We start from the raw sequence: 25,827 nt of genomic DNA, 5'->3' as shown, positions 1-25,827 counted from the left end.
GTGCCATGACTCCCAGCACGCCCGCCGTTGCCCTGACCATCGCCGGCTCCGAAGCGACCGGCGGCGCCGGCGCGCAGGCTGACCTGAAGACCTTCCAGGAGCTGGGCGTTTTCGGGATCGCCACCCTGACCTGCATCGTTTCCTTCGATCCGAAGAACAACTGGAACCACCGCTTTGTCCCGGTGGACCAGCAGGTCATCGCCGACCAGCTGGAGGCGACGACGGCGGCCTACGGTGCCGCGTCCGGCGCGCAGTCCGTGCTGGACACCGTCAAGATCGGGATGCTGGGCAGCCCGGCGACGATTGCCACGGTCGCCTCTGCGCTGGCGCAGGGTCAGTTCGCCAACGTCGTGCTGGATCCGGGGCTGATTTGCAAGGGCCAGGCACCGGGCCACGCGCTGGACACCGACCAGGCGCTCAAGGCGGAAATCCTGCCGCTGGCCACGTTCGTCACACCGAACCACTTCGAGGCCGAGTCCCTCTCCGGCCTGGAAATCACCGACCTCGAATCGCTCAAGGCCGCCGCCGTCCGCATCCACGAGCTCAGCGGCGCCGCGGTGCTCGCCAAGGGCGGTGTGCGCCTGGCCGGGCCTGACGCCGTCGACGTCTACTACGACGGCGACACGCTGGAAGTCCTGTCCGCCCCGAAGGTGGGCGACGTGGCGGTCTCCGGCGCCGGCTGCTCGCTGGCTGCCGCCGTGACGGCCGAACTGGCCAAGGGCGCCACCCCGATCGAGGCCGCCCGGACGGCGAAGGCGTTTGTGACCGCGGGGATCCAGAACCGGGTGGCTTCGGGAGCGCCGTTCGCTGCGCTCTGGCAGGGCGGACTCCGCTGACTTTTCCCAGCGCTGACAGATCCCAGTAGCAGTTTTCCAGGAGCAACCGGAGGGAACGGCAATGGCACAGCCTTTTGAGACCGTGGACGGGTACATCGCCTCGTTTCCGGCCGAGGTGCAGGAGGTGTTGCAGGAGGTCCGGCGCCGCTGCCGGGCCGCGGTGCCGGACTCGGGCGAAATGATCAGCTACGGCATCCCGACCATCACCCTCGGCGGCAAATACGTGGTGTACTTCGCCGGGTGGGCGCACCATGTTTCTTTGTACCCGGTGCCCGACGGCGACGCGTCATTCGAGGAGTCGCTGGCGCCGTACCGGGCAGCCAAGGGAACGCTGAAGTTCCCGCTGGGCAAGCCGATGCCTTACGGGCTCATCGGGCAGGTGGCGGCCCGGCTCGCCGAGGTACGGCGCCGCCCTTGACCCCCAAGTCGCCGGAAACTCTCCGTCTCGCCGGAAGTTCCCGGCGAACTGGAGAGGTTCCCGCGAACCGGCCGGGCTTCGGCGCCGCGGGATACGCCACTTCCGGACGCGTCAACTGCCGGAGTGGGCCTGCAGGAAGGAGTAGACCTCGGTCTCGTCCACGCCGGGGAAGGCGCCCGGCGGCATGGCGGCGAGCAGGTGCGAATGCGCACGGGCGGAGGGCCAGGCGTTGCCGGCCCATTCCGAGGTCAGGGCCGCCGGCGGGCGCCTACAGCACCTTTCGTCCGGGCAGGTCGATTTTGACCGCTCCGTGGTGTCGCGGCCGCGGAACCACTTCACCTGCGCATAGGGAACGCCCACGGAGAGCGAGAACTCGCCGTTCGCGGAGCGCTCGGTCCGGGCCGTGCACCAGAAAGTCCCGGCCGGGGTGTCGGTGTACTGGTTGTAGGCGCTGAACTTGTCCGGCACATCGAATACCACCCGGCTGGTCCAGTTCTTGCAGGACGGCTGGCCCTCGATGGCGCCGGTGTGGTCCTGCGGAAACGTCACGCCGTCGTTCTCGTAGGCCTTGTAGATGATGCCGCTCTTGTGCGTTTTCTGGAAGTGCGTGCGCAGGTCCAGGTGCTGGGTGGCGAGGTTGGTGAAGCGGTGCGCCGCGGTCTCATAGGACACGGCGAAGGCGTCCCGGATGTCCTCGACCGCGATTTCCCTGGCCTGCTTCGCCTTCTGCAGGAACTCCACGGTGGCCTGCTCCGGCAGCAGGAGCGCCGCGGCGAAATAGTTCGTGGCCACCCGCTGCATCAGGAAATCCCCGTAGTTGGTGGGGGTCTGGTGGCCCAGGACGTAGTGGCCCAGCGCCTGCAGCAGGACCGAACGCGGGTCGTGGTCGCTCCGGGCGTTCTGCGTGAGATAAATCCGGCGGTTCTTAAGGTCTGTCACCGAACGGGTGGAATGCGGCAGATCACCCACGTGGTGCAGGCTGAACCCCAGGTGCCCGGCGATGTCCGCGATGACGTGGTGGGACAGCGGACCGCTCGTGTGCCCCACCGAGGCCAGGACCTTCTGGGCCTCGGCCTCGTACTCCGGGAAGTAGTTGTTCCGCTCGCGCATCATGGCGCGCAGTTCCCCGTTCGCGCGCCGGGCCTCCTCCGGCGTCGCGATCTGCTCGTTGAGCCGTCGCTCCAGCTCGTGCTGAAGGCCCACCATGGACTCCAGCACGTCCATCGGGAGCCGCGAGCTGATGCGGATTTTGGGCAGTTTGAGGGACTCGTAGATCGGGCTGCGCTGGTAGCGTTCCAGCTCGATTTCCAGGGCCGCGCGGCGGTTGGGCGGCTCCGCGCCGAGCAGTTCGTCGATGCTGACGCCGAGGGCTGCGGCCAGCTGCTGAAGCAGGCCCAGCTTGGGCTCGCGTTTGCCGTTTTCGATCAGGCTCAGCTGGCTCGGGGCCGTTCCCACCGTGGCGCTCAGGTCATCGAGGGTGAGCCCGGCGGCTTTGCGGAGGTGCCTGACCCGGCGGCCCATGCTGATGACATCCACCTCGGGGACGGCGGGCGAGGAAGCTGACGAAGCGGGACGGTTCCAACTGGCGGAGTGCATTTCTTGAGAATACGCGAAGAAGTGCATTTCTTTCCACTGTTTTGGTCTAGAAAGACCCTTGAAAGTAAAGAAAAGTAGGTCTTACGGAAAGCCCCAGCCGCTCCCCCCACCTCGCAAGCTCGGTGAGGGACCCCGGCGGCCGTGGGCCCTACACCGCTCCGGATCAGCCAGCCCCTCTGCGAGGAAGCAGAAGAGCCGGCCCCGGACCCCACCAAGGAGACAAAGATGACTGCAGCATTTGAGCCCACCCAGCAGACGCCCGAAGAGCAGGCCGCCGCCCTGGAGCTCGAGTGGGCTGCCAACCCGCGCTGGGAAGGTGTCACCCGGGACTACAAGGCCTCCGACGTCGTCCGCCTCCGCGGCCGCGTCCCCGAAGAGCACACCCTGGCCCGCCGCGGTTCCGAAAAGCTGTGGAAGCAGCTCACCGGGGAGCACACGGAAGGCAAGTACACCAATGCCCTCGGCGCCCTGACCGGCAACCAGGCTGTGCAGCAGGTCAAGGCCGGGCTGCGCGCCATCTACCTCTCCGGCTGGCAGGTGGCCGCCGACGCCAACAACTCCGGCCACACGTACCCGGACCAGTCCCTCTACCCGGCCAACTCGGTGCCGACCGTGGTCCGCCGCATCAACAATGCCCTGCTCCGCGCGGACCAGATCGAGTTCTCCGAAGGCATCCAGACGGTCGAGGACTGGATGGTCCCGATCGTCGCCGACGCCGAGGCCGGCTTCGGCGGCCCGCTCAACGCCTACGAGCTGATGAAGTCCATGATCCAGGCCGGCGCCTCGGGCGTGCACTGGGAAGACCAGCTCGCCTCGGAGAAGAAGTGCGGCCACCTCGGCGGCAAGGTCCTGATCCCCAGCCAGCAGCACGTCCGCACGCTGAACGCCGCCCGCCTGGCAGCCGACGTCGCCGGCACCCCGTCGGTCATCATTGCCCGCACCGACGCCGAGGCAGCCACCCTGATCACCTCCGACGTCGACGAGCGCGATCAGGAATTCATCCTCCGCGAAGGCGGACAGCCGGTCCGCACCGCGGAAGGCTTCTACAAGGTCCGCAACGGGATCGAACCCTGCATTGCCCGTGCCAAGGCCTATGCCCCCTACTCCGACCTCATCTGGATGGAAACCGGCACCCCCGACCTGGAACTGGCCCGCAAGTTCGCCGAATCCGTCAAGGCCGATTTCCCGGACCAGATGCTCTCCTACAACTGCTCGCCGTCGTTCAACTGGAAGAAGCACCTCGACGACGCCACGATCGCCAAGTTCCAGCGTGAGCTCGGCGCCATGGGCTTCACCTTCCAGTTCATCACCCTGGCCGGCTTCCACGCCCTGAACTACTCGATGTTCGACCTCGCCCACGGTTACGCCCGTGAAGGCATGAGCGCCTACGTCGAGCTTCAGGAAAAGGAATTCGCCTCCGAGTCCCGCGGCTACACCGCGACCAAGCACCAGCGCGAAGTCGGCACCGGCTACTTCGACGCCATCGCAACCGCGCTCAACCCGAACGCATCCACGCTGGCCCTGGTGGGATCCACCGAAGAAGGCCAGTTCCACTAGCACTTACGACGGCGGGACTTCCGTCCGGCCTTCGGTCCGGCATTGCTCTGCCTGCTATTCCCCACGGCCGGCTTCGACCTCGCTGAGCGAGGACGAAGCCGGCCGCAGGGCCCCTTTTACGCAGGCTGCCGCAATACCGGCACCTTCGGCCTCGCGCTTACTTCAAAAACCGCCGTCGAACTTTTGCTTCTCCGAGGAGAGATTGAGATGAACAGCTTCACTGACAACTTCACCATCAACGGAATCACGTTGACTGCCCAGCCCATTTGCCGTCAGAGCGAGGTTCTCACTCCTGATGCCCTGGCATTTGTTGCCAAGCTGCACAAGGCCACCGCGGGACGCCGGCAGGAACTGCTGCAGGCCCGCCGCGACCGCCGGCAGCAGATCGGAAAGGGCCAGGACCCGCGCTTCCTCCGCGAGACCGAGTCCGTCCGGAACGATCCGAACTGGCGCGTGGCGCCCCCGGCCCCCGGCCTGGCGGACCGTCGTGTGGAGATCACCGGCCCGGTGGATAAGAAGATGACCATCAACGCGCTCAATTCCGGCGCCAAGGTCTGGCTCGCCGATATGGAAGACTCCTCCACACCGTCGTGGCGCAACGTCATCCAGGGCCAGCTCAACCTCACCGATGCGCTGGAACGGCGGATCGACTTCACCTCCCCGGAGGGCAAGGAGTACAAGCTGGGCGCCGCCGAGGACCTGCCCACAATCGTGGTCCGTCCCCGGGGCTGGCACCTGCCGGAAAAGCACATGCTCATTGACGGCACCCCCATCGCCGGCGGAATCGTCGACTTTGGCCTGTACTTCTTCCACAACGCCCGCCGGCTGATCGCCCAGGGCAAGGGACCGTACTTCTACCTGCCGAAGATCGAGAACCACCTCGAGGCCCGGCTGTGGAACGACATCTTCGTCCTCGCGCAGGACCTGCTCGGCATCCCGCAGGGCACCATCCGCGCCACCGTGCTGATCGAGACCATCACGGCCGCGTTCGAGATGGAGGAGATCCTCTTCGAGCTCAAGGACCACGCCGCGGGCCTCAACGCCGGCCGCTGGGACTACATTTTCTCGCTGATCAAGAACTTCCGCACCCGCGGACCGCGCTTCGTCCTGCCGGACCGGGCCCAGGTCACCATGACCCAGCCGTTCATGCGCGCCTACACCGAGCAACTGGTCCGGGCCTGCCACAAGCGCGGCGCCATGGCGATCGGCGGCATGGCCGCAGCCGTCCCCAACCGCAAGGATGCCGAAGCCAACGCGGTCGCCTTCGAGAAGGTCCGCGCGGACAAGACCCGCGAGGCCGCCGACGGCTTCGACGGCTCCTGGGTGGCGCACCCGGACCTTGTTCCGGTGTGCCGCGAAGTGTTCGACGGCGTCCTCGGCGACCGCCCGAACCAGCTGGACCGCCTCCGCGAAGACGTCACCCCGGACGACCGCGCCCTGCTCGACATCGCCTCCACCACCGGCACCATCACCGAACAGGGCATCCGCAACAACATCGAGGTGGGCATCCGCTACATCGAGTCCTGGCTCCGCGGCAACGGCGCCGTGGCCATCCACAACCTGATGGAGGACGCCGCCACCGCGGAGATCTCCCGCTCGCAGCTGTGGCAGTGGATCTTCTCCCGCGCCATCACGGACAAGGGCGATGTCATCACCCGTGAGTGGGTGGAGGACATGCTGGACGAGGAGTTCGCCAAGCTGGAACGCTTCGAAGGGGACCGCTTCGCCGATTCGCGGGACATCTTCGAGGAAGTCACGCTCAGCACCGCTTTCCCGGCCTTCCTGACGCTTCCGGCCTACGACCGGTTCCTGCATGAAGCGCGCGACGGCGGCGACGTCGCCAGCGAGGACCCCACGCTCATCCCGGCCTAGGGCGGGGCCCGGCCGCAGGTCCGCACAGATTTCCGTTAGCTGGGCTGTCACGCCCTTCGCAACAGGCACCCCCGAGATCCGGGGCGGCAGCCCGGCTGCGGAAGACCCTCACAAACAACTCGACAACGGCGTCGGGATCACGGTCAAGGCCCATGTTCTTCACGGACATGGGCCTTCACTGTTGTCCCGATGGTTTGGGCCCGGCGCAGGGTGCCGGGCGAAAAGGGCGCAGGGTGCCGGCGCTAATGAGCTTTCGGCACGTGGCGCAGGGAAAGCGCGGTTCCGAGGATGAACACGGCCACCGAGCCGAGCACCATCAGCAGCGGCCCGGTCCACGATCCGGAGACGCCGTTCACATAGCCCAGGAGGGTCGGCGCCAGGGCGCCAAAGGAGTAACCGATACCCTGGACAACGGCGGACATCCGCCCGGCCGAGGCCTGGTCCCGGGCCAGCCGGATGATGGCGATGAAGATCAGGGTGATGCCGCCGCCCTGGGCGATGCCGCCGAACGAGGACCACAGCCACCACAGCTCCGGTGCCAGCAGCAGGCCCACCGGAACCGTCAGCCACAACAGTCCCAGGGTGAGGCCCACCGACGTCGTGCTGGCGAAACGGGCCGCGAACGGAACGCCCAACCCGCCCGCGATGGCGAGGATCTGGAACAGCGAGGACCCGGCGCCGGCGGCCGCGGGCGTCATGCCGAGCTCGTCCGCAAGGAGGGTGGGCAGCCAGGCGGTGATCCCGTAGTAGGAGAAGGCCTGCCCGGCGAAGCCTGCGGTCAGCCCGGCCGTGATCCAGCGCGACGCCGGCCTGGCGCCAGTGCGGGCCGGGTCCGGGCCGGGGACCGGTTCGGGGCAGAAAGCCCGGCGGCCGAACGCGAGCACCCAGACCACCGCCGCCGCGACGGTGAAGAGCCCGCACGCGGCGAGGGCCAGGCGCCAGCCCAGCAGCTCCGCCAGCGGCGCCGTCACCATGGAGGTCACAAAGGATCCGACGTTCAGGGCGGCGGTATAGATGCCCATCGCCGTGCCCTGCCGTGCCGGGGCGAAGTCACGCCGGATGATCAGCGGAACCACGATATTGCCCACCGTGATGGCGACGCCGAGGATCACCGTTCCCAGCATAACGACGGCCCCGCCGCCCGAGGAGCGCACCACGACGCCGAGCATCACGCCGAGGAGCGTCAGCGTGATGGCGACTTCCGCGCCGAGTTTGCGCCCGGCGAGGGAGGCCAGGGGCGCGGCGAGGGCGAAGCACAGCACCGGGATGCCGGTCAGGAATCCCAGTTCCACCGGTGAGAAGCCGAGCTCCTGCTGCATCAGGCCGACCACCGGCGCCACGGCCACGAACGGGCCGCGCATATTCAGGGCGATGAGCCCGATCGCGGCCAGCAGAATCCAGGTGCGCGGAATCCTGGCGAGGGCCTTGGCGCTCATGGGTGCCGCGGCGCGGCCGGTGGGCAGAAATATGCTTTCATCAGTCCCATTGCTATCACGGGACCGCCGCGGAGTTGCCGAACATGACGGCCGGAGATGACGGCCGGAACGTCGCGGACTCAGGCGGTGGCCTGCAGGGTCGCCTCGATCACGGCGGGCGAAAGCACATACTGCGTGACCATCTGGCTGGCGCCCAGGATCGCGGCCTGGTCCCCCGCCATCGACAGGCCGATCCGCAGATGGGTTGTGGCCAGCGGCAGCGAGCGCCGGTAGACCACTTCGCGGACCCCTGCCATCAGGTGTTCGCCGGCCTGGCCCAGGCTCCCGCCGATCACGATTGTGGAGGGGTTGAGCAGGTTCACCACCGTGGCCAGGACGTCGCCGAGGTCCCGGCCGGCCTGGCGCAGGGCCTGGATCGCCTGCAGGTCGCCGTCGGCCACGAGCCGCAGCACGTCGCCGCCGTTGTCCGCCTTCAGCCCCTGCTGGGTGAGCGCGTGTGCGACGGCGGGGCCGGAGGCGAGCGCTTCGAGGCAGCCGTAGTTGCCACAGCGGCAGAGCACGTCATCGCCGCGCGGCACCCGGACGTGGCCGAGGTCGCCGGCGGTGCCGTTGGCGCCGCGCTGGAGCTGGCCGCTGCTGATGATGCCCGCGCCGATGCCGGTGGCCACCTTGATGAAAAGGAAGTTCTCGTGCCCGGGCCAGTAGGCGGTCCGTTCGCCCAGCGCCATGATGTTCACGTCATTGTCCACCAGCACCGGGACCGGCAGCGAGCGCTGGACGTGCCGGACGACGTCGAACCCGTCCCAGCCTGGCATGATGGGCGGCTTCACCGGCTTCCCGGTGGCGTGTTCCACGGGCCCGGGCAGGCCGATGCCAATGCCGGCCAGGTCCGCCGTGCTGCGCCCGGCCTGGCTGAGGAGCCTGATGCCTTCCCCGACCACACGGTCCAGGACCGTTTCCGGGCCGGCTGCCACATCCTGGGCCAGGCGGCATTCCGCCAGCACCTTTCCGTTGAGGTCCGTCACGGCGATGATCACGTGGGTGGCACCGACGTCCACGGCGAGGACCACGCGGGCGGCCGGGTTGAAGGCAAAGCGCGACGGCGGCCTGCCGCCGCTGGAACTCGCCTCACCGGCGGGGCCAACGAGTCCCGAGAGCATCAGCGCATCGATGCGCGAGGCGACGGTGGAGCGGGCCAGCCCGGTAGTCAGAGCCAGTTCGGCCCGGGTCCGTGCCTTGCCGTCGCGCAGGAGCTGAAAAAGGTCCCCGGCCCGGGACAGGCTGCCGCCGGCCTCGGGGGCTGCGGGGTCGGTAGCGGTGGGCGTGCTCATGAGTAAGGAATAGCACGAACTTCTTATGCGTGTCACGCTGCGGAAAGAATGCAACGTTGTTTTCAACTTTTGCTTGACGCCCGGCAAAAGTAGTTCTAACTTGGGGTGTGAGTCAGCTCACCAACCATGCATGAACCTGCGAACCATTCCTCGTAAGGCATCAGGGGCGGTGGCTGCAGCTCATCCCCCAAAGACGAGGAGAGACAGTGTCATACTCGATCCAGCTCTACACGGTCCGCAAGGCCCTTGAAGAGGATCTCGCTGGAACCATCCAGCGCCTGGCCGACATCGGCTTCACCATGGTTGAGCCTTACCGTTTCGTCGCCAAAGCCGCTGAACTCAAGCAGGCCATGGCCGAAAACAACCTCACCGCACCGTCCGGCCACGCTCCCGTGCTCAGCGATGACCAGGACGCCATCTTTACCGCCGCACAGCAGCTGGGCATCGGTACCGTCATCGATCCGCACGTGCCGATCGAGCGCTGGAATGCCATCGAGGACATCAAGGAAACCGCCGCGCAGCTCAACGCCGCCGCGGCCAAGGGGGCCGGTTACGGCGTCCGCGTCGGTTACCACAACCACTGGTGGGAAGTTCAGTCCGTGATTGACGGCAAGACCGCCCTGGAGCACCTCGCAGACCACCTGGACCCCGAGGTTGTCCTGGAACTGGACACCTACTGGGCGGCCGTCGGCGGCCAGAACCCTGCCGAGCTCCTCGCCCGGCTCGGCGACCGGGTCAAGTTCATCCACATCAAGGACGGCCCGGTCACCTCGGATCCCTCCAGCCAGCTCGCCGTGGGTGACGGCAAGATGCCGATCTGGGACGTGCTGGAAGCGGCAGGTTCGCTGGAAGCCGGCGTGGTCGAACTCGATGACTTCCAGGGCGACATGTTCGACGCCGTCCGGGACAGCTACAACTACCTCAACGCCGGGAAGGTTTCCGCATGAGTCACGCCGCAGGAGCCGCGTTCGGCCCGCTCGGATCGGGCCCCGTCGGCGTCGGCATCATCGGCGCCGGCGTCATCAGCAAGCAGTATCTGGACAACCTCACGAGCTTCCCGGATGTCAGGGTCGTCGCCATCGGAGACCTCTTCGAGGAGGCAGCCGCCGCCCGCGCCGCTGAATACGGGATTGAAAACCACGGCGGCGTCGACGCCGTGCTAGGCAATCCCGACGTCGAGATCGTCATCAACCTGACCATCCCCGCAGCCCACGTCGAGGTGGCCACCCGGGCCGTCCACGCCGGCAAGCACGTCTGGAGCGAGAAGCCCTTCTCCCTGGACCGCGAAAGCGGCCTGGGGCTGCTCAAGGCAGCCGACGCCGCCGGAGTCCGGCTCGGCTGCGCCCCGGACACCTTCCTCGGCGCCGGCCTGCAGACCGCCCGCCGGATGATCGAACGCGGCGATATCGGCACGCCGTTGACCGCCCTGACCCTGATGCAGTCCCCCGGCCCGGAATCCTGGCACCCGAATCCCGCGTTCCTGTTCCAGGACGGCGCCGGCCCGCTGTTCGACATCGGCCCGTATTACCTCACCACCCTCGTCCAGACCTTCGGCAGCGTCCGCCGGGTGGCAGCGTTCGGCTCCAAGTCCCGCGAAACCCGTGTGATCGGGTCCGGGCCGAAGGCCGGCGAGGAATTCGCCGTCACCGTTCCAACGCACGTCAGCTCCATCCTGGAGTTCGAAGGCGGCGAATCCGGCCAGAGCATCTTCAGCTTCGATTCGCCGTTCAAGCGCGCCGGCTTCGTGGAGATCACCGGCTCCGACGCCACGATCGCGCTGCCGGACCCGAACAATTTCGACGGCGACATCCGGATCTGCGCACTGGGCTCCGAGGACTGGACCGTCGTCCCGTCCGTCGGCTCCACCGCCAGCCGCGGCGCCGGCGTGCTCGAAATGGCCCGTGCCATCCGTGCTGGCCGGCCGCACCGGGCCCAGGGCGAACTGGCGTTCCACATCCTCGACACCATGGCCTCCATCTCCGAGTCGATCGACACCCGCGCCTTCGTGGACGTCGAAAGCTCCGCCGCCCGGGTACCTGCCCTCCCCGAGGACTGGGACCCCACCGCGGCCACGCTCTCCGCCTAGCAGTTCAGCTCGACCCCTAAATCAGCCCCAGCTCGACGACGAGAAACCCGGAGCAACCATGAAAAAACCCCTGAGAGTCCTGTCCGCCCTGGCCGCCACGGCAACCCTGGCATTCAGCATGACCGCGTGCGGCAGCAGCAGCAGCCAGGCCTCCAGCGACACCATCACCTACTGGGCCTCCAACCAGGGCAACAGCCTTGAGGACACCGCGGCCAAGCTCAAGCCCAGCCTCGACCGGTTCACCGAGAAGACCGGCGTCAAGGTCCAGCTCGAGGTGATCGGCTGGAACGATCTGTACAACCGCATCCTCACCGCCGTCACGAGCGGCGACGGCCCCGACGTCCTGAACATCGGCAACACCTGGGCCGTCACGTTGCAGGAGACCGGCGCGTTCGAGCCGGTGGAAGGCCCCCTCCTCGAGGCTGTCGGCGGCAAGGACCGCTTCCTGAAGACCAGCTGGTCCACCGGCGGCGCCGACGGCAAGACCCCGACGTCGGTCCCGCTGTACGGGCTCGCGTACAACATGTACTACAACCCGAAGATGTTCAAGGAAGCCGGCATCGAGAAGCCGCCGGCCACCTGGGATGAGTTCGTCGCGGACGCCAAGAAGCTGACCAAGGACACCAACGGCGACGGCAAACCGGACCAGTGGGGCTTCACCGCCGCGGGTGCTTCGGTCTCGGCCAACTCGCACCAGGCCTTCGTCCGCGGGCTGCAGAACGGCGGTTCGCTCTTCGACCAGGACGGCAAGCCGACCTTCGACAGCGCAGCCCAGGTCAAGGGCGTCAAGCAGTGGGTCGACCTGATGGCCACCGACAAGGTGATGTCGCCGTCGGACGCTGAAGTTTCGGACGGCGCCCAGAAGGTCGACAACCTGATCAATGGCAAGGCCGCCATGATGTTCGACCAGAGCCCGGTCAAGAACTTCGACGCCCGCGGCTTCACGGACTGGGCCGTCGCCCCGGTCCCGATGATGGCCGCCGGCGCGAGCGGCCCCGAAGGAACGCAGAGCCACGTCGCCGGCATCAACCTCAGCGTGTTCAAGAATTCCAAGAACAAGGAAAACGCGATCAAACTGGCCGGCTGGCTCACCAACGACGCCGAACAGGTCGCGTTGAACAAGGCCTACCGCTCCCTGCCCGTGGTTTCCAGCGTCTCCTCGGACGCGGCTTTCCAGACCGAGGAGGTCAAGCTCAAGAACGACGCGCTGGCCAACCACGCCCTGCCGATGCCGCTGATCGCCAAGGAGGGGCAGATGGAAACCCTCACCGGTACGGCCATCAAGAGCCTCTTTGCCAAGGCGGCCACCGGAACTGTCAGCGAGGCCGACGTCCAGGCGGCCCTCAAAGACGCCAACAACCAGATGGCTGCGGCCCAGTAACAATGCCTGAGAGGGTGCGGGGGCCACGCCCCGCACCCCTGGCCGAGGAGCTTCCCATGACCCACTCAGCATTGGACAGCGGCACCGCCGCCCCCGGGGGCGACCCCGCCCCGAAACCCGTACCCGCCCCACCCGCCGCAACCGCCCCGCCGGTCCGCAAGAAGAAAAAGTCCTTCCTTCCCTACGGCCTCGTCCTGCCGGCCGCCCTGCTCGAACTGCTGATCCACATCGGCCCGATGGTGCTGGGCGTCTGGATAGCCTTCATTTCGCTCACCCAGCGGAACCTGACCAACTGGCTCAACGCCCCGTTTGTGGGCCTGCAGAACTTCGTCAACGGCCTGAACCCCGAGAGCACCATCGGCCAGGCGTTTTTCAGCACCGTCGGCCGGACCCTGCTGTACACCGTCACCGTCGTCGGCTTCTCCTGGGTCCTGGGCATGGCGGGAGCGGTGTTCCTCTCCTCCAATTTCAAAGGCCGCGCCATCCTGCGGACCTTCTTCCTGGTTCCCTACGCCCTGCCCGCCTATGTGGGCACCATCGCCTGGGCATTCATGTTCAACCAGCGCGACGGCGCCGTGAACCAGATCCTGGTGGACACGTTCCACCTCTTCGGCGACGACCGCCCCTTCTGGCTCCTGGGCCAGAACTCCTTCGGCGCCATGATTGTGGTGAACATCTGGCAGCTCTGGCCCTTTGCGTTCCTGATGCTGATGGCAGCCCTGCAGAACGTCCCCACCGATATCTACGAGGCCGCGGCGATCGACGGCGCCTCGCTCTGGCAGCAGTTCCGCACCATCACCCTCCCGATGGTCCGGCCCGCCAACGGGGTGCTGCTGCTGGTGATGTCGCTCTGGACATTCAACCAGTTCAATATCCCGTTTGTGCTCTTCGGCGCAGCCTCCCCGAAGGAAGCCACGCTGGTCTCGCCACTGATCTACCAGAACTCCTTCGGCAGCTGGAACTTCGGCCTGGGCGGCGCCATGAGCGTGCTGCTCCTGATCGCCCTGTTCATCGCGTCAATCTTCTACATCCGCATGGTGCTGCCCAAGGGGGCCGACAATGATTGAGACCCGCAACTTCCGCATTCTGCGCAACATCGTCCTGACCATCCTGTCCCTCTGGGTGGCCGTCCCGCTCTACGTCGTGGTGTCCACCTCGCTCAAGCCGCTCAAGGACGTCTCCGGATTGTTCCAGTGGATCCCGGACGAGATCACCGCCGCACCGTACTTCGACATCTGGACCACGGTGCCGCTGGCCAAGTACTTCCAGAACAGCCTCATCATCACCGTGGCCGCCACCATCTGTTCGGTGACCGTCGCCGTCCTGGCCGCGTACGCCGTCGCCCGGCTCCAGTTCCGGGGCCGGCGCGCTTTCAGCCTGACGGTGCTGTCCACGCAGATGTTCCCGGGCATCCTGTTCCTGCTGCCGCTGTACCTGATCTTCACCCAGATCCGGAACATCACCGGGTTGCAGCTCCAAGGTTCCTACTTCGGTCTGATCATCACCTACATGACGTTCACGCTGCCGTTCGCGATCTGGATGCTGACCGGATACTTCGCCGCCATCCCCAAGGAACTCGAAGAGGCCTCGATGATCGACGGCACCGGCCGGATGGGCGCCCTGTTCCGGGTGATCCTGCCGGTGGCGAAGCCGGGCATCATCGCAGTGGCGGTGTACTCCTTCATATCCGCCTGGGGAGAGGTCCTGTTCGCCTCGGTCCTGACCAATGAGGCCACCAAGACCCTGTCCCTGGGGCTCAAGTCCTACGCCAGCGAATCGGACGTGTTCTGGAACCAGCTCATGGCCGCCTCCGTGGTGGTCAGCCTGCCCGTTCTGATCGGCTTCATCCTGGTCCAGAAGCACCTCGTCGCGGGATTGTCCGCCGGCGCCGTCAAATAGGCCCGGCGCCCGGCACACTACCTGCCAGCCACACATAGCTTTCGAGGAGCACCACCATGACGACGGCGAACACGCCACCTCCGGCGCAGCCCGGCACCACCACCTCCGTCCTTTCCGCGGCCCCCGCCCCGCTCGGCGTAGCAATGATCGGCTACGCGTTTATGGGCAAGGCCCACTCCAACGCCTGGCGCAACGTGTCCAGTTTCTTCGAGGTCCCCGCGTTCGAACGGCGGGTCCTCGTGGGCACGGACGCGGCCGGGGCAGCGGCGGCCGCCGCCAAGTACGGCTGGGCCGAGTCCGCCACCGACTGGCGCTCTGTGATTGATCGGGACGATATCGACATCGTAGACATCTGCGCGCCGGGCTTCCTGCATGCGGAAATAGCCATCGCGGCACTGGCCGCCGGCAAGCACGTGCTCGTGGAGAAGCCGCTCGCGAACACCCTGGCCGAGGCCGAGGCCATGACCGTAGCTGCCAGGTCCGCCCGCCGCCACGGTGTGCAGTCCATGATCGGCTTCAACTACCGCCGCATCCCGGCGCTGGCCCTGGCCCGGGAACTGATCAGCGAGGGCCGGCTGGGCGCCATCCGGCACGTCCGGGCGGCGTATCTGCAGGACTGGCTCGTGGACCCGGAATCCCCCATGACGTGGCGGCTGAACAAGGACACTGCCGGCTCCGGGGCGCTGGGCGACATCGCCTCCCACGCCATCGACCAGGTGCTGTTCCTGCTCGGGGACCAGGTCACCGAGGTCTCTGGCCGGCTGCACACCTTCACCTCGCACCGCCCCGGCCGAAACGGCCTGGAGGAGGTGACGGTCGACGACGCCGCCTGGGTCACGCTCTCGCTCGCCTCCGGGGCAGTCGCCTCGGTGGAGGTCTCGCGCGTTGCCACCGGCCGGAAAAACTCGCTCAAACTTGAGATCTACGGCGACAAAGGGTCCATCCTTTTCGACCTCGAGGACCTGAACGAGCTGGGCTTCCTGGACGCCACTGTGCCGGTCCGGGAACAGGGCTTCCGCCGCGTCCTCGTCAACGAACCCGTTCACCCCTACGCCGCCGCCTGGTGGCCGCAGGGGCACGTGATCGGCTGGGAACACACCTTCACCCACGAGATCCGCGACTTCCTCGTCGCGATCAGCACGGGTAGCCAGCCCTCGCCGTCGTTCGAGGATGGCCTGACCGTCCAGCGTATTCTGGCCGCGGTGGAAGAAAGCGCAGCGGCCAAGAGCTCCATCATCCAGCTGGCCGGCAACCCTGCCGCCACCCGCACCCCCGGCGGCCCCTCCGCACCGACCGCACCGACCGCCCGCACCGAAGGAGCCTGACATGCCCCGCCCGTACACATTGTTCACCGGCCAGTGGGCCGACCTCCCGTTCGAGGAGGTCGCGCGCCTCGCCTCCGGCTGGGGCTACGACGGACTGGAAATCGCCGTCTCCGGCGACCATCTGGACGCCTGGCGCTGGGACGAGCCCGGCTACCTCGAGTCCAAGCTCGCCGTACTTCAGAAGTACAACCTCAAGGTCTGGGCCATCTCGAACCACCTCAAGGGCCAGGCCGTCTGCGATGACCCGATCGACTTCCGGCACGAGGCCATCGTCGGGGCCAGGGTCTGGGGCGACGGCGACCCCGAAGGCGTCCGGCAGCGCGCCGCCGAGGAAATGAAGCACACCGCCCGGCTCGCCAAGGCGCTCGGCGTGGACACCGTCGTCGGGTTCACCGGCTCCTCGATCTGGCAGTACGTCGCGATGTTCCCGCCCGTGCCCGAGAAGGTCATCGAGGCCGGCTACCAGGACTTCGCGGACCGCTGGAACCCCATCCTGGACGTCTTCGACGAATGCAACGTCCGCTTCGCCCACGAGGTCCACCCCTCCGAGATCGCCTACGACTACTGGACCACCGTCCGCACCCTCGAGGCGATCGGCCACCGCGAGGCGTTCGGGCTGAACTGGGATCCGTCCCACTTCATGTGGCAGGGCATTGATCCCGTCTCCTTCATCTGGGACTTCAAGGACCGGATTTACCACGTGGACTGCAAGGACACGAAGCTGCGGCCCACCGGGCGCAACACCGTGATGGGCTCGCACCTGCCGTGGGGCGACCCGCGCCGGGGCTGGGACTTCGTCTCCGCCGGCCGCGGCGACGTCCCCTGGGAATCGTCCTTCCGCGCCCTCACCGCGATCGGCTACACCGGCCCGATCAGCATCGAGTGGGAGGACGCCGGCATGGACCGCCTCCACGGCGCCCCCGAAGCCCTCGCCGCGCTGAAGAAGTTCGACTTCCCGGCGTCGAACACGTCCTTCGACGCGGCCTTCAAGCAGTAGCGGATTTCGACACGGATCCGGACGGGCGCCGCGCAAAAGACCCGGCGCTGCGGGGATTCCCGCCGCGCCGGGCCTTTTCCGCGTCACAGGGCTTTTTGCGTGGCGGAAAGCGGCGACTGCCGCCATACCGGACTAGGGTTTTGGCATGACCCACGTCATCCGGACAGCAACAGCGGACGACGCCGGCCGGCTGGCAGAGCTCGCGGCGATCACCTTCCCGCTGGCGTGCCCGCCGGAGTCCCGGCCGGAAGACATTGCGGCGCACGTCGCGGCCACGCTCAGCGAGGCGAACTTCCGCGTTTACCTGGCCGATCCGGACGTGACTGTGCTCGTGATCGACGCCGGCGGCGTGCTCGGCGGCTACAGCCTGCTGGTGGCCCGGCCCACGCAGGACCCCGATGTGGCCGCGGTCCTGACCGGCCTGCCCTGCACCGAACTCAGCAAATGCTACGTCCACCCGGACCACCACGGCCTCGGCGCGGCGGCCGAACTGATGCGCGCCAGCATCGTCGCCGCCGCGGCGGCGGGTGCCGGCCGGCTCTGGCTGGGCGTCAACGACCAGAACGCCCGCGCCATCCGCTTCTACGAGAAGTCGGGCTTCCGGAAGGTCGGCACCAAGTCCTTCACGCTCGGCACCACGGTGGAACACGACTTCGTGATGGAGCGCCCGGCCACGCCGTAGCCGGCGCCGCAGGAAGCCCCGTGACCAGGCCGACAGTCCGCCGGGGAATGGAGCCGGCGGATGCGGGGTTGTGGCGGACATGAAGATTGAAATCTGGTCCGATGTCGCGTGCCCCTGGTGCTACATCGGCAAACGCCGCTTTGAAACCGCCCTGGCGGCCTTCCCGCACCGCGACTCCGTGGAGGTGCAATGGCGTAGCTACCAGCTGGATCCGGGCCTCCCCGAGCACTACGACGGCACCGAACTGGACTACCTGAGCACCCGCAAGGGAATGGCTCCGGCCCAGGTCGCCGGTATGTTCGAGCATGTGGCCGCCCAGGCCAGGGCAGAGGGCCTCAACTACCGCTTCGACGACGTCGTGGTGGCCAACAGCTTCACTGCCCACCGCCTGATCCACCTCGCCGCCGCGCACGGGAAACAGGACGCAGCCAAGGAACGCCTGCTCAGCGACCACTTCGAGCACGGCAGGGACATCGGCAGCCGGGACTACCTCACCTCGCTGGGACGCGATCTCGGGATCGACGCCGCCGGGCTGGCGGAGCTGTTCACGACGGACAAATACGCCGACGATGTCCGGCTCGACTTCGAGGAGGGCCGCGCGCTGGGCATCAACGGCGTCCCGTTCTTCGTGATCGACCGGAAGTTCGGGCTCTCCGGCGCCCAGCCAGCCGAGACCTTCACCGCCGCCCTCGAACAGGCCTGGCAGGACGGCCGACCGCTCGTGCTGGTTCCGGCGGCCGGCGACGGTGCGGACGCGGGCGGAGCCTGCGGCCCGGACGGCTGCGCCGTCTAGCGTCACACTTTGCGGACGGCTTGCCAACAGCAGCCCCGAAATGAAGCAGGTTTGCTGACAGATCGCGCTAAAGTGTCTGTATGCCCAGGATTTCGGCCGCGAGCAACGCCGCCCAACGTGCCGAGACCCAGCACCGCATCCTGACCGCGTTCGGGGAGCTCCTCTTCACCCACGGGCTGCCCGGCCTGACCATGACGGACGTCGCCCGGCACGCCAGGATCGGCCGCACGGCCGTCTACAACTACTATGCGGACATCGAAGAGCTCCTGATCGCATATGCCCTGGACGAGACGGAACGGTTCCTCCTGGACCTGCGCGAATCTCTGGACTCGCTGGAAAACCCGGTGGAACGGCTGGCCCTCTATGTCCGCGCCCAGGTGGAGGACCTCAGCCGCCGGCACCTCCCGCCCGGTCCTGCCATGGGCTCCGTGCTCTCGCCGGCCTCCTTCGCGAAGCTGGCCGATCATGTGGGAGATCTCAGTGTGATCCTGCAGGGCATCCTCCGCGACGGCATTGCCCAGGGCTACCTGCCGGAGGCGGACATCGGCCAGCTCGCGCAGCTCATCCACGGCACACTCGCCTCAAGTGCCGCCCGCGGCGACGGCGCGGGGCAGGACTCCGAGGCCGAGGCCCGGATTGCGCGCACCGTGCGCTTCATCCAACTCGGCGCCGGCGCCGGGTTCGACGAGGCCGGCCGGCCGGTGCGGACCGGCGCCTAGCCGCCGGTCGGGAGCCCGGTGGGAAGCGCAGTCGGGACGACGGGCCACAGCGAGTCGTCAACGATCCGCCGGTCCTCGCGCGGGCAGCTGAGTTTGCCCGGTGTCTGGTCCACCAGTTCCGGCTTCGCCAGCGCCTCGTAGTCCCCGGTGAGGATGACGTCCACGCTCGGGTCGGTGCGGCCGTCCTGGAAATAGTCCGAGCCGGGCAGGTTGCGCTGGACACTGAACGCCGCAGACTGGCCCGCGGCGCCGGAGACGACAAGGGCCACGCCGCGGTAGCTCGACGTGGTGTTGGCGACGGCCCCCACGATGAACTTGCGCGCCGCGAACTCGTCCGCCACGGTCCTGGCCAGGCCCGGGCGGGAGGTGGAGTTGAAGACGTTGAGGTTGATCTTTTCCGGCGGCGTGTAGTCGTAGGCGGCCGCCGGGCAAACGGACGCGGCCGAATGGCTGCGCTCCGCCGTCGGAATCTTGATCTGGCCGTTCATGATCGCCAGGGCCACCACGATTGCGGCGGCGATCAGCCCGACGAGCAGGACCAGGACAACGCCGTGCAGGATGCGGCGGCGCATCCTGACGGGATTCTCCAGCTCCGCATCCTCCACGAAAGTCTCCCGCAAATCAGAGCCCGTGATGACATGGTGCCCGTGCAGGACAGTGACGTCCTTCGGCGATCTAGCCATTTATCACCAGGACGCGCGCGTGGATCGCAGTGCGCTGGTGCAGCGCTGTGCGGACAGCACGGTGCAGTCCGTCCTCGAGGTACAGGACGCCGCGGAACTCCACCACATGCGGGAACAGGTCGCCGAAGAAGGTGGAATCCTCGGCCAGCAGCGCTTCAAGGTCAAGGGTGCGCTTGGTGGTCACCAGCTCGTCCAGCCGGACCGGACGCGGCGGCAGGGCCGCCCAGTCCTTGGGCGTCTTGAAACCATGGTCGGGGTACGGGCGTCCCTCGCCCACGGCTTTGAATATCACCCTGCAAGCCTAGGGAACTTGGACGGCCAAAGGAATCAATGACCGCCGGCGGCGCGAGGTTGTAGCCAAACGGTAACCATTTGTCACACCAATCGCCGTCGGCTGTCACGGCGAACACCGGCGGCCGCCCCCGACCCCGGCACATACAAAGGGACGTGCCGGCTGAGAGAATAGGGGAATGACTGCTCCCGAGACTCCGGCCTCCCACCCGCCGTCGACCCCCAGGCTGGCCCTCCTGCTCGACGTCGACGGGCCCGTCGCGAGCCCGGTGACCCGCGAAGTGCAGCCGGCCATCATTGCGGACCTGCTGGCGTTGGCCGCGGCCGGGATCCCCGTCATCTTCAACACCGGACGCTCGGACACGTTCATCCGGGAGCAGGTGATGGAGCCGATGATCGCCGCGGGTATGCCGGCCGGAACCGTCATTGATGCCATCTGCGAAAAGGGCGCCGTGTGGTTCAGCTACACCTCGCAGGGCCCTGGCCCCGTCCACGTGGACCGGGAGCTCGCCATTCCGCGCGCCTTCGGCTACGACGTCCGCCGGCTCGTGGCCGAGGACTACTCCGCCCACATGTTCTTCGACGAAACCAAACTGGCCATGGTCTCCGTGGAGCAGCACATCGCCGTCGTCAACTCCGACTACCGGTCCGAACAGGAACTCTTCGACGCCGACGCCATGGAGCTGATGGCCCGGCACGGCCTCGGGGTGGTGCGGCTGGACCACCACGCCCCGGACTCCGACGACAAGGTCGACTACCGGGTGGACCCGACGATCATCTCCACGGACATCGAATCCGTCCGGCTCGGCAAGGACCTCGGCGCAAGCCGCGCCGTGGAACTGCTGGCAGCCCGCGGCATCACCCCTCAAGCCTGGCGCACCGTGGGCGATTCCCGCACCGACTACGCCATGGCCGACTGGCTGCACCACAACGATCACGCCGTGAAACATGTCGATGTCCGCCCCGCCGACGGGATTCCGGTCAAGCCGTACGACGTCCTCACCGCGGAGGATCTTGGGCTGGGCGGGGACGTCATCCACGACGACGCCGGAGCGGCCTTCCTGCGCAGCTGGCGGACCGCACTCACGGGCTGAGCGGGGCTGCTTCCGCCGGCACCGACGGCGTTTCTTCAGCGTTTCCCGAGGCAATTTTAGGGTGGACGTTATCATGCAAGTAGGTACACACTCACGCACAGAAGCACGGAGAAACGACATTTCAGACGCACAGGTCCAGGATGAGATCTACTACGGCAGCCAGGCATCCGAGGATGCCCATGAGGAGGTCACGTCCGCGGCTGCCGTCGCCAGGTTCCGGGCCCGCCCGGACGTCGTCCGCCGGCGGGGCAGGTATGCGCTGATCAACGAAAACCGCACCCCGTACCAGGCCATGGTCGAGGACCTGATGGTCATCCGTTCCGTGCTCGACAGCGCCGGCCTGGACTACCTCCTGGTCCGCGGCAACAACCACCGGCCGGTCATCGCCGTGGACTGGAAGGACCGGAAGGAACTCCGCGACGCGCTTGTGGAGGCCTGGCGCGACGAGCCTTTCTATTCCATGAGCGTCGATGCAAAGAAGAAGTCCTCGGTACTGGTGGCCGACGGGGAGCTCTCCCCTAACCGCCAGGCCCGCATCTTCCGGCTGTACCGCCCCCGGGTCGAACCGGAGGGCGGCTTCGAATTCGGTGCCTCGGCCGGCGTCCAGCTGGAGCTCTGGAGCTTCGAGGACGACCAGCTGATCCTCCCGATCGAAAACTCGCTGACCCGCCGGACCATGCTCGCCCAGGACGCCGTCCGCGGCACCGTCGAGCGCTACGGCCACACCTGGCCCACCATCGAGAACATGTTCGCGGACCACGCCAGCGACATCAGCTTCGACGTCGACCTGGTCTTCTCCTGGGTGGACGGCAGCTCCCCGGAATACATCGCAGCGCGCCGCGCCCGCATGGCCGGCGTCGTCGTCGGCGAAGGCGACGACCACGAGGCCCGCTTCCGCCAGATCGACGAGCTCAAGTACGCGCTGCGCTCGGTGTACATGTTCGCGCCATGGATCCGCCGGATCTTCATCGCCACAGACTCCCCCACACCGTCCTGGCTGGCGGAGCACCCGGGCGTCACGATTGTCCGCAGCGAGGAGTTCTTCGCGGATCCCTCCGTGCTGCCCACGCACAACTCGCAGGCGGTCGAGTGCCAGCTCCACCACATCGAGGGACTCTCCGAGCATTTCCTGTATTCCAACGACGACATGTTCTTCGGACGCGCCGTCGGACCGGACATGTTCTTCACCCCGGGCGGCATCACCAAGTTCATCGAGGCGGAAACGCGGATTGGACTCGGCGACAACGACGCCGAGCGCAGCGGCTTTGAAAACGCCGCACGGGTCAACCGCAAGCTGCTCTGGGACCGCTTCGGCCGGATCACTACCCGGCACCTGGAGCACTCGGCCGCTCCGCTGCGGCGCAGCGTCGTGGCGACCATGGAGCAGGAATTCCCGGCGGAGTTCGCCAAGACGGCCGCCAGCACCTTCCGGGCAGCGAACAACATCTCGGTGACCAACTCGTTCTACCACTACTACGCGCTGCTCACCGGCCGGGCCGTCACCCAGACGGCGGCCAGGGTGCGCTACGTGGACACCACGGCCCGCGCCGGCCTCAACTACCTGCCCAAGCTGCTCGCCAAGCGGAACATGGATTTCTTTTGCCTCAATGACGGCAGCTTCCCCGAGGTGCCGGCGGAAGAACGCGCCGAACTGGTCACCGACTTCCTGGAGAAGTACTACCCCATCAAGGCGCCGTGGGAAAAGTAGGCGGCGAAATCAGGCACGGCCCGGCCGCCCGGGAGGTGCCCCGGGGAGGTGAGCTCAGTTGCTGGGCGTCATCCTGCGGTGGCCAGCTGCCCGGGAGGGATCCTCAAGCCTCGCCTTGCGCGGGATGCTGATCCCGGCGGCCGAAATGCGACGCTGGACTTCCTCGGCCAAAACCAACTCTCCGACCGGAGGGGTATCGCCCAGCAGGACCACAGAGTGCACGATCGTATGCTCGTAGACATGGACGAGGTTGAACGCCTGGCCGCCGTCGCGTCCGCGGGTCCCGCCCACCTTTACGTTCAGGTCCTGGGTGTAACAGGTCGCTGACGCCACGGACACCGGGATGCCCGCGAAGCTCGCAGTCGTCGAATAGTGCAGGTGCCCGCCCAGGATGGCGCGGACGTCGGAGTTCCGCAGGATGCCGGCGAGGGCAGCCTGGCCCCGGAGCTCAACGAGGACGGCGAGGTCCAGCACCGAAGGCACCGGCGGATGGTGCAGGGCGAGGATCGTCCCGTCCGGTGCCGGGGTGGCCAGTTCCGACGCGAGCCACTCCAACTGCGCGTCGCTCAGTTCGCCGTGGTGGAATCCCGGCACGGAGGTGTCAAGCGTGATGATCCGCAGCCCGTTGATGAAGTAACTGTGGTCCACCGGAGCGTCGTCGGCCGGCTGATCCAGAAGCCCGGCGCGGAAGTTCGCGCGGTCGTCATGGTTTCCCATCGCCCAGATGACTTTGGCGCCCATGGCCTTGCAGGCAGGATCGACGATGGCACGCAGCTTCGCGTACGCCTCCGGTTCGCCCTGGTCCGCGAGGTCACCGGTAAAGATCACGGCTTCCGGGCGCGCGCCGGAAGCCCGGACTTCGTCGAAGAGTTGCTGGAGGCGGGAGTCGCTGTCGACCACGCCATGCAGGGGTTGTGGACCCCCCAGCAGGTGGGGGTCACTCAGATGGAGTAGAAAATGACGTGGCCGGGGGTGCTCGGCCTCGATGAGCTCCATTGCTACCTTCCTGGTTGGGTGGAGGCTGTAGCCCCCAGCGTCCCTCTCAGTAATGTCTATCCAACCAGACATTCGGCCAACAATGTGCAAACTCCAGTAGGCATGTTTGAAAAAATGCCAACAACGAGTAATCCGGCGGACACATACCTGCCCCGGTATGTGTCCGCCGGAACGTGCGTACTCGAGTACCTGGCGTCTAGCTCAGGTAGCCGTTCGGGTTCAGTACGTACTTCGTGGCGGCGCCGGCGTCGAACTCCGCGTAACCCTTGGGCGCATCTTCCAGCGTGATCGCCTGAGCGTTGACGTTCTTGGCGATGTGGACCCTGTCGTGCAGGATCGCCATCATCAGACCGCGGTTGTACTTCATCACCGGACACTGTCCGGTGGTGAAGCTCAGCGACTTGGCCCAGCCGGTGCCGAGACTGATGGAGAGCGCGCCCTTCTTGGCGGCCTCGTCCACGCCGCCCGGATCCCCCGTGACGTAGAGCCCGGGAATGCCGAGGGCGCCGCCGGCTCCGGTGACCTCCATGAGCGAGTTCAGCACGGTGGCCGGGGCCTCGTGGGCTCCCGCGCCGTGGCCCTTGGCCTCGAACCCGACAGCATCCACACCGCAATCGACTTCCGGAACGCCCAGCAACTGTTCGATCTGCTCGGCCGGCCCGCCCTTGGTCAGGTCCACCGTTTCGCAGCCGAAGCTCCGGGCCTGGGCCAGGCGGTCCGCGTTCATGTCACCGACGATGACGACGGCGGCGCCCAGCAGCTGGGCGCTCGTGGCCGCGGCCAGGCCCACGGGACCGGCACCGGCGACGTAGACCGTGGAGCCGACACCCACGCCAGCCGTGATGGCGCCGTGGAAGCCCGTCGGGAAGATATCGGAGAGCATCGTCAGGTCAAGCATCTTTTCCAGGGCCTGGTCCCTGTCCGGGAACTTCAACAGGTTCCAGTCGGCGTAGGGCACCAGGACGTAGTTGGCCTGCCCGCCGACCCAGCCGCCCATGTCAACGTAGCCGTAGGCGCTGCCCGGACGGTCGGGATTGACGTTGAGGCAGATGCCGGTCTTGCGCTCCTTGCAGTTCCGGCAGCGGCCGCAGGCGATGTTGAAGGGAACCGAGCAGATATCCCCCACTTTGATGAATTCGACGTCGGGGCCCACTTCAACAACCTCGCCGGTGATTTCATGGCCGAGGACGAGGTCGATGGGGGCGGTGGTGCGTCCGCGGACCATGTGCTGGTCGGAGCCACAGATGTTTGTGGCAACGGTTTTGAGGATTACGCCATGGCGCACCGAACGGCCCACGTTGGCGGGGTTGACCCCCGGGCCGTCCTTGAGCTCGAAGCTGGGGTAGTCAATGTCGATGAGTTCGACCTTGCCCGGTCCTTTGTAGGCAACGGCTTTGTTCCCTGTCATCACTTTCCTCCTGGTTTCACGGACCCCCAAGATGAGCGCCCAGTTGTGATTCACGAAGCGTTCTGATGCACCCCCACAGGCCTACCTAGGCTGCATGGCCGGCACGCAGGCGTGACTGCGCTGCGGGTATGCCCGGATCGTTCAGAGGGTCCGGCCAGTCTAAGCGGTAAGCATGCTTAGGGATAGGGGCCGTTGGCCCCTTGTGGTCTGCGAGCGGATTCTCAGCTGAGGGCCGATTGGACCGCCTCGATGACCTCCGGCGAGTCCGGCTCCACGGTGGGTGCGAAGCGGGCCAGCACTTCGCCATCGCCGTTCACCAGGAACTTCTCGAAGTTCCACTTCACCAGGCCAGGAAGGATGCCGCTCTTGAATTTGGTCAGCTCGGCGTAGAGCGGATGCTGGCTCTTTCCGCGGACATTGGCCTTGGCGGTGAGCGGGAACGTCACGCCGAAGTTGCGCTCGCAGAACTCGGCGATTTCGGAATCGGAGCCCGGTTCCTGCCCGGCGAACTGATTGCACGGGACCCCGAGCACTTGGAAGCCCTGGTCGCGGAACTTGTTGTGAAGGGCCTCGAGTCCCGCGTACTGGGACGTGAACCCGCACTGGGATGCCACGTTCACCACCAGCACTACCTCTCCCTTGAAGCGGCCGAAGTCAGTTTCCGTGCCGTCGATAAGGGTCAGGGGAATGGAGTGCAGAGACGTCATGGGAGGGTACCT

Annotated in this window: 24 protein-coding genes; 16 read left to right on the top strand and 8 right to left on the bottom strand. The window is 66.9% G+C overall.

Features of this window, described 5'->3' with window-relative positions:
* The first annotated feature begins 5 nt into the window (after positions 1–5).
* Both ACZYZE_RS02735 and ACZYZE_RS02730 read left to right on the top strand, forming a co-directional pair.
* Complete coding sequence (locus ACZYZE_RS02735; RefSeq protein ID WP_463906082.1) at positions 6–836, top strand: hydroxymethylpyrimidine/phosphomethylpyrimidine kinase; 831 nt, start codon at positions 6–8, stop codon at positions 834–836.
* 61 nt (positions 837–897) lie between these two features.
* Positions 898–1,254 (top strand): iron chaperone, encoded by a 357-nt coding sequence (locus ACZYZE_RS02730; protein ID WP_463906080.1) that lies wholly within the window; start codon positions 898–900, stop codon positions 1,252–1,254.
* 111 nt (positions 1,255–1,365) lie between these two features.
* On the opposite strand, the gene ACZYZE_RS02725 is transcribed toward ACZYZE_RS02730, so the two are convergent.
* Positions 1,366–2,877: a helix-turn-helix domain-containing protein gene (locus tag ACZYZE_RS02725; protein ID WP_463906078.1), complete on the bottom strand. Its 1,512-nt coding sequence runs from the start codon at positions 2,875–2,877 to the stop codon at positions 1,366–1,368.
* Between the two features lie 198 nt (positions 2,878–3,075).
* Here ACZYZE_RS02725 and aceA point away from each other — a divergent pair, with 198 nt between their 5' ends.
* Both aceA and aceB read left to right on the top strand, forming a co-directional pair.
* A complete protein-coding gene (aceA, locus tag ACZYZE_RS02720; RefSeq protein ID WP_459319656.1) occupies positions 3,076–4,407 on the top strand; it encodes an isocitrate lyase in 1,332 nt (443 codons plus the stop codon).
* Between the two features lie 207 nt (positions 4,408–4,614).
* Positions 4,615–6,279 carry a malate synthase A gene (aceB, locus tag ACZYZE_RS02715; RefSeq protein WP_463906077.1) on the top strand — a complete coding sequence of 555 codons (1,665 nt, stop codon included), beginning with the start codon at positions 4,615–4,617 and terminating at the stop codon, positions 6,277–6,279.
* 242 nt (positions 6,280–6,521) lie between these two features.
* Here the strand turns inward: aceB and ACZYZE_RS02710 are convergent, their stop codons facing one another.
* Both ACZYZE_RS02710 and ACZYZE_RS02705 read right to left on the bottom strand, forming a co-directional pair.
* Positions 6,522–7,715: an MFS transporter gene (locus ACZYZE_RS02710; protein ID WP_463906075.1), complete on the bottom strand. Its 1,194-nt coding sequence runs from the start codon at positions 7,713–7,715 to the stop codon at positions 6,522–6,524.
* A 119-nt stretch (positions 7,716–7,834) separates the two neighbouring features.
* The gene (locus ACZYZE_RS02705; protein ID WP_463906073.1) at positions 7,835–9,046 is read right to left on the bottom strand and encodes an ROK family transcriptional regulator; all 1,212 of its coding nucleotides are present in this window, start codon (positions 9,044–9,046) and stop codon (positions 7,835–7,837) included.
* Between the two features lie 206 nt (positions 9,047–9,252).
* Here ACZYZE_RS02705 and ACZYZE_RS02700 point away from each other — a divergent pair, with 206 nt between their 5' ends.
* The 10 genes from ACZYZE_RS02700 to ACZYZE_RS02655 all read left to right on the top strand — a co-directional run bounded on the left by ACZYZE_RS02700 (position 9,253) and on the right by ACZYZE_RS02655 (position 18,928).
* Positions 9,253–9,993 (top strand): sugar phosphate isomerase/epimerase family protein, encoded by a 741-nt coding sequence (locus tag ACZYZE_RS02700; RefSeq protein WP_463906071.1) that lies wholly within the window; start codon positions 9,253–9,255, stop codon positions 9,991–9,993.
* Complete coding sequence (locus tag ACZYZE_RS02695) at positions 9,990–11,132, top strand: Gfo/Idh/MocA family protein (protein ID WP_463906070.1); 1,143 nt, start codon at positions 9,990–9,992, stop codon at positions 11,130–11,132. Before ACZYZE_RS02700 ends, ACZYZE_RS02695 begins: the two co-directional genes overlap by 4 nt.
* Before the next feature lie 58 nt (positions 11,133–11,190).
* Positions 11,191–12,513, top strand: a complete 1,323-nt coding sequence (locus ACZYZE_RS02690; protein WP_463906069.1) for an ABC transporter substrate-binding protein — start codon at positions 11,191–11,193, stop codon at positions 12,511–12,513.
* 56 nt (positions 12,514–12,569) lie between these two features.
* Entirely contained in the window at positions 12,570–13,580 is a 1,011-nt protein-coding gene (locus tag ACZYZE_RS02685; RefSeq protein WP_463906067.1) for a carbohydrate ABC transporter permease, read from the top strand.
* Complete coding sequence (locus tag ACZYZE_RS02680) at positions 13,573–14,412, top strand: carbohydrate ABC transporter permease (protein ID WP_354188164.1); 840 nt, start codon at positions 13,573–13,575, stop codon at positions 14,410–14,412. Before ACZYZE_RS02685 ends, ACZYZE_RS02680 begins: the two co-directional genes overlap by 8 nt.
* Before the next feature lie 143 nt (positions 14,413–14,555).
* The gene (locus ACZYZE_RS02675) at positions 14,556–15,737 is read left to right on the top strand and encodes a Gfo/Idh/MocA family protein (RefSeq protein ID WP_463906169.1); all 1,182 of its coding nucleotides are present in this window, start codon (positions 14,556–14,558) and stop codon (positions 15,735–15,737) included.
* 1 nt (position 15,738) lies between these two features.
* Positions 15,739–16,734 (top strand): sugar phosphate isomerase/epimerase family protein, encoded by a 996-nt coding sequence (locus tag ACZYZE_RS02670; RefSeq protein WP_463906066.1) that lies wholly within the window; start codon positions 15,739–15,741, stop codon positions 16,732–16,734.
* 145 nt (positions 16,735–16,879) lie between these two features.
* Entirely contained in the window at positions 16,880–17,416 is a 537-nt protein-coding gene (locus ACZYZE_RS02665; protein ID WP_463906064.1) for a GNAT family N-acetyltransferase, read from the top strand.
* A gap of 79 nt (positions 17,417–17,495) precedes the next feature.
* Positions 17,496–18,209, top strand: a complete 714-nt coding sequence (locus ACZYZE_RS02660; RefSeq protein ID WP_463906063.1) for a DsbA family oxidoreductase — start codon at positions 17,496–17,498, stop codon at positions 18,207–18,209.
* Between the two features lie 80 nt (positions 18,210–18,289).
* On the top strand, positions 18,290–18,928 hold the full coding sequence (locus tag ACZYZE_RS02655) for a TetR/AcrR family transcriptional regulator (protein ID WP_463906062.1): 639 nt from the start codon (positions 18,290–18,292) through the stop codon (positions 18,926–18,928).
* Here ACZYZE_RS02655 and ACZYZE_RS02650 read toward each other — a convergent pair.
* Together ACZYZE_RS02650 and ACZYZE_RS02645 are read right to left on the bottom strand one after the other, a co-directional pair.
* Entirely contained in the window at positions 18,925–19,611 is a 687-nt protein-coding gene (locus ACZYZE_RS02650; protein ID WP_459319649.1) for a LytR C-terminal domain-containing protein, read from the bottom strand. The genes ACZYZE_RS02655 and ACZYZE_RS02650 overlap by 4 nt on opposite strands.
* Positions 19,604–19,903, bottom strand: a complete 300-nt coding sequence (locus ACZYZE_RS02645) for a type II toxin-antitoxin system VapB family antitoxin (protein WP_459319648.1) — start codon at positions 19,901–19,903, stop codon at positions 19,604–19,606. Before ACZYZE_RS02645 ends, ACZYZE_RS02650 begins: the two co-directional genes overlap by 8 nt.
* Positions 19,904–20,081: 178 nt before the next feature.
* Between ACZYZE_RS02645 and ACZYZE_RS02640 the strand changes: the two genes are divergently transcribed.
* Positions 20,082–20,996, top strand: a complete 915-nt coding sequence (locus ACZYZE_RS02640) for a hypothetical protein (RefSeq protein ID WP_463906060.1) — start codon at positions 20,082–20,084, stop codon at positions 20,994–20,996.
* Between the two features lie 73 nt (positions 20,997–21,069).
* Complete coding sequence (locus tag ACZYZE_RS02635) at positions 21,070–22,704, top strand: stealth family protein (RefSeq protein ID WP_463906058.1); 1,635 nt, start codon at positions 21,070–21,072, stop codon at positions 22,702–22,704.
* Positions 22,705–22,758: 54 nt separating this feature from the next.
* On the opposite strand, the gene ACZYZE_RS02630 is transcribed toward ACZYZE_RS02635, so the two are convergent.
* The 3 genes from ACZYZE_RS02630 to ACZYZE_RS02620 form a co-directional block, all read right to left on the bottom strand.
* Positions 22,759–23,700 carry a phosphodiesterase gene (locus ACZYZE_RS02630; RefSeq protein WP_459319645.1) on the bottom strand — a complete coding sequence of 314 codons (942 nt, stop codon included), beginning with the start codon at positions 23,698–23,700 and terminating at the stop codon, positions 22,759–22,761.
* Positions 23,701–23,896: 196 nt separating this feature from the next.
* Positions 23,897–25,108, bottom strand: a complete 1,212-nt coding sequence (fdhA, locus tag ACZYZE_RS02625; protein WP_459319644.1) for a formaldehyde dehydrogenase, glutathione-independent — start codon at positions 25,106–25,108, stop codon at positions 23,897–23,899.
* A gap of 221 nt (positions 25,109–25,329) precedes the next feature.
* Entirely contained in the window at positions 25,330–25,815 is a 486-nt protein-coding gene (locus tag ACZYZE_RS02620) for a glutathione peroxidase (RefSeq protein WP_459319643.1), read from the bottom strand.
* Positions 25,816–25,827: the final 12 nt, after the last annotated feature.

This window comes from Pseudarthrobacter woesei, from assembly GCF_055412745.1.
Note: the sequence above shows the minus strand (reverse complement) of the source record. Positions and strands in the feature narration are given on the sequence as shown.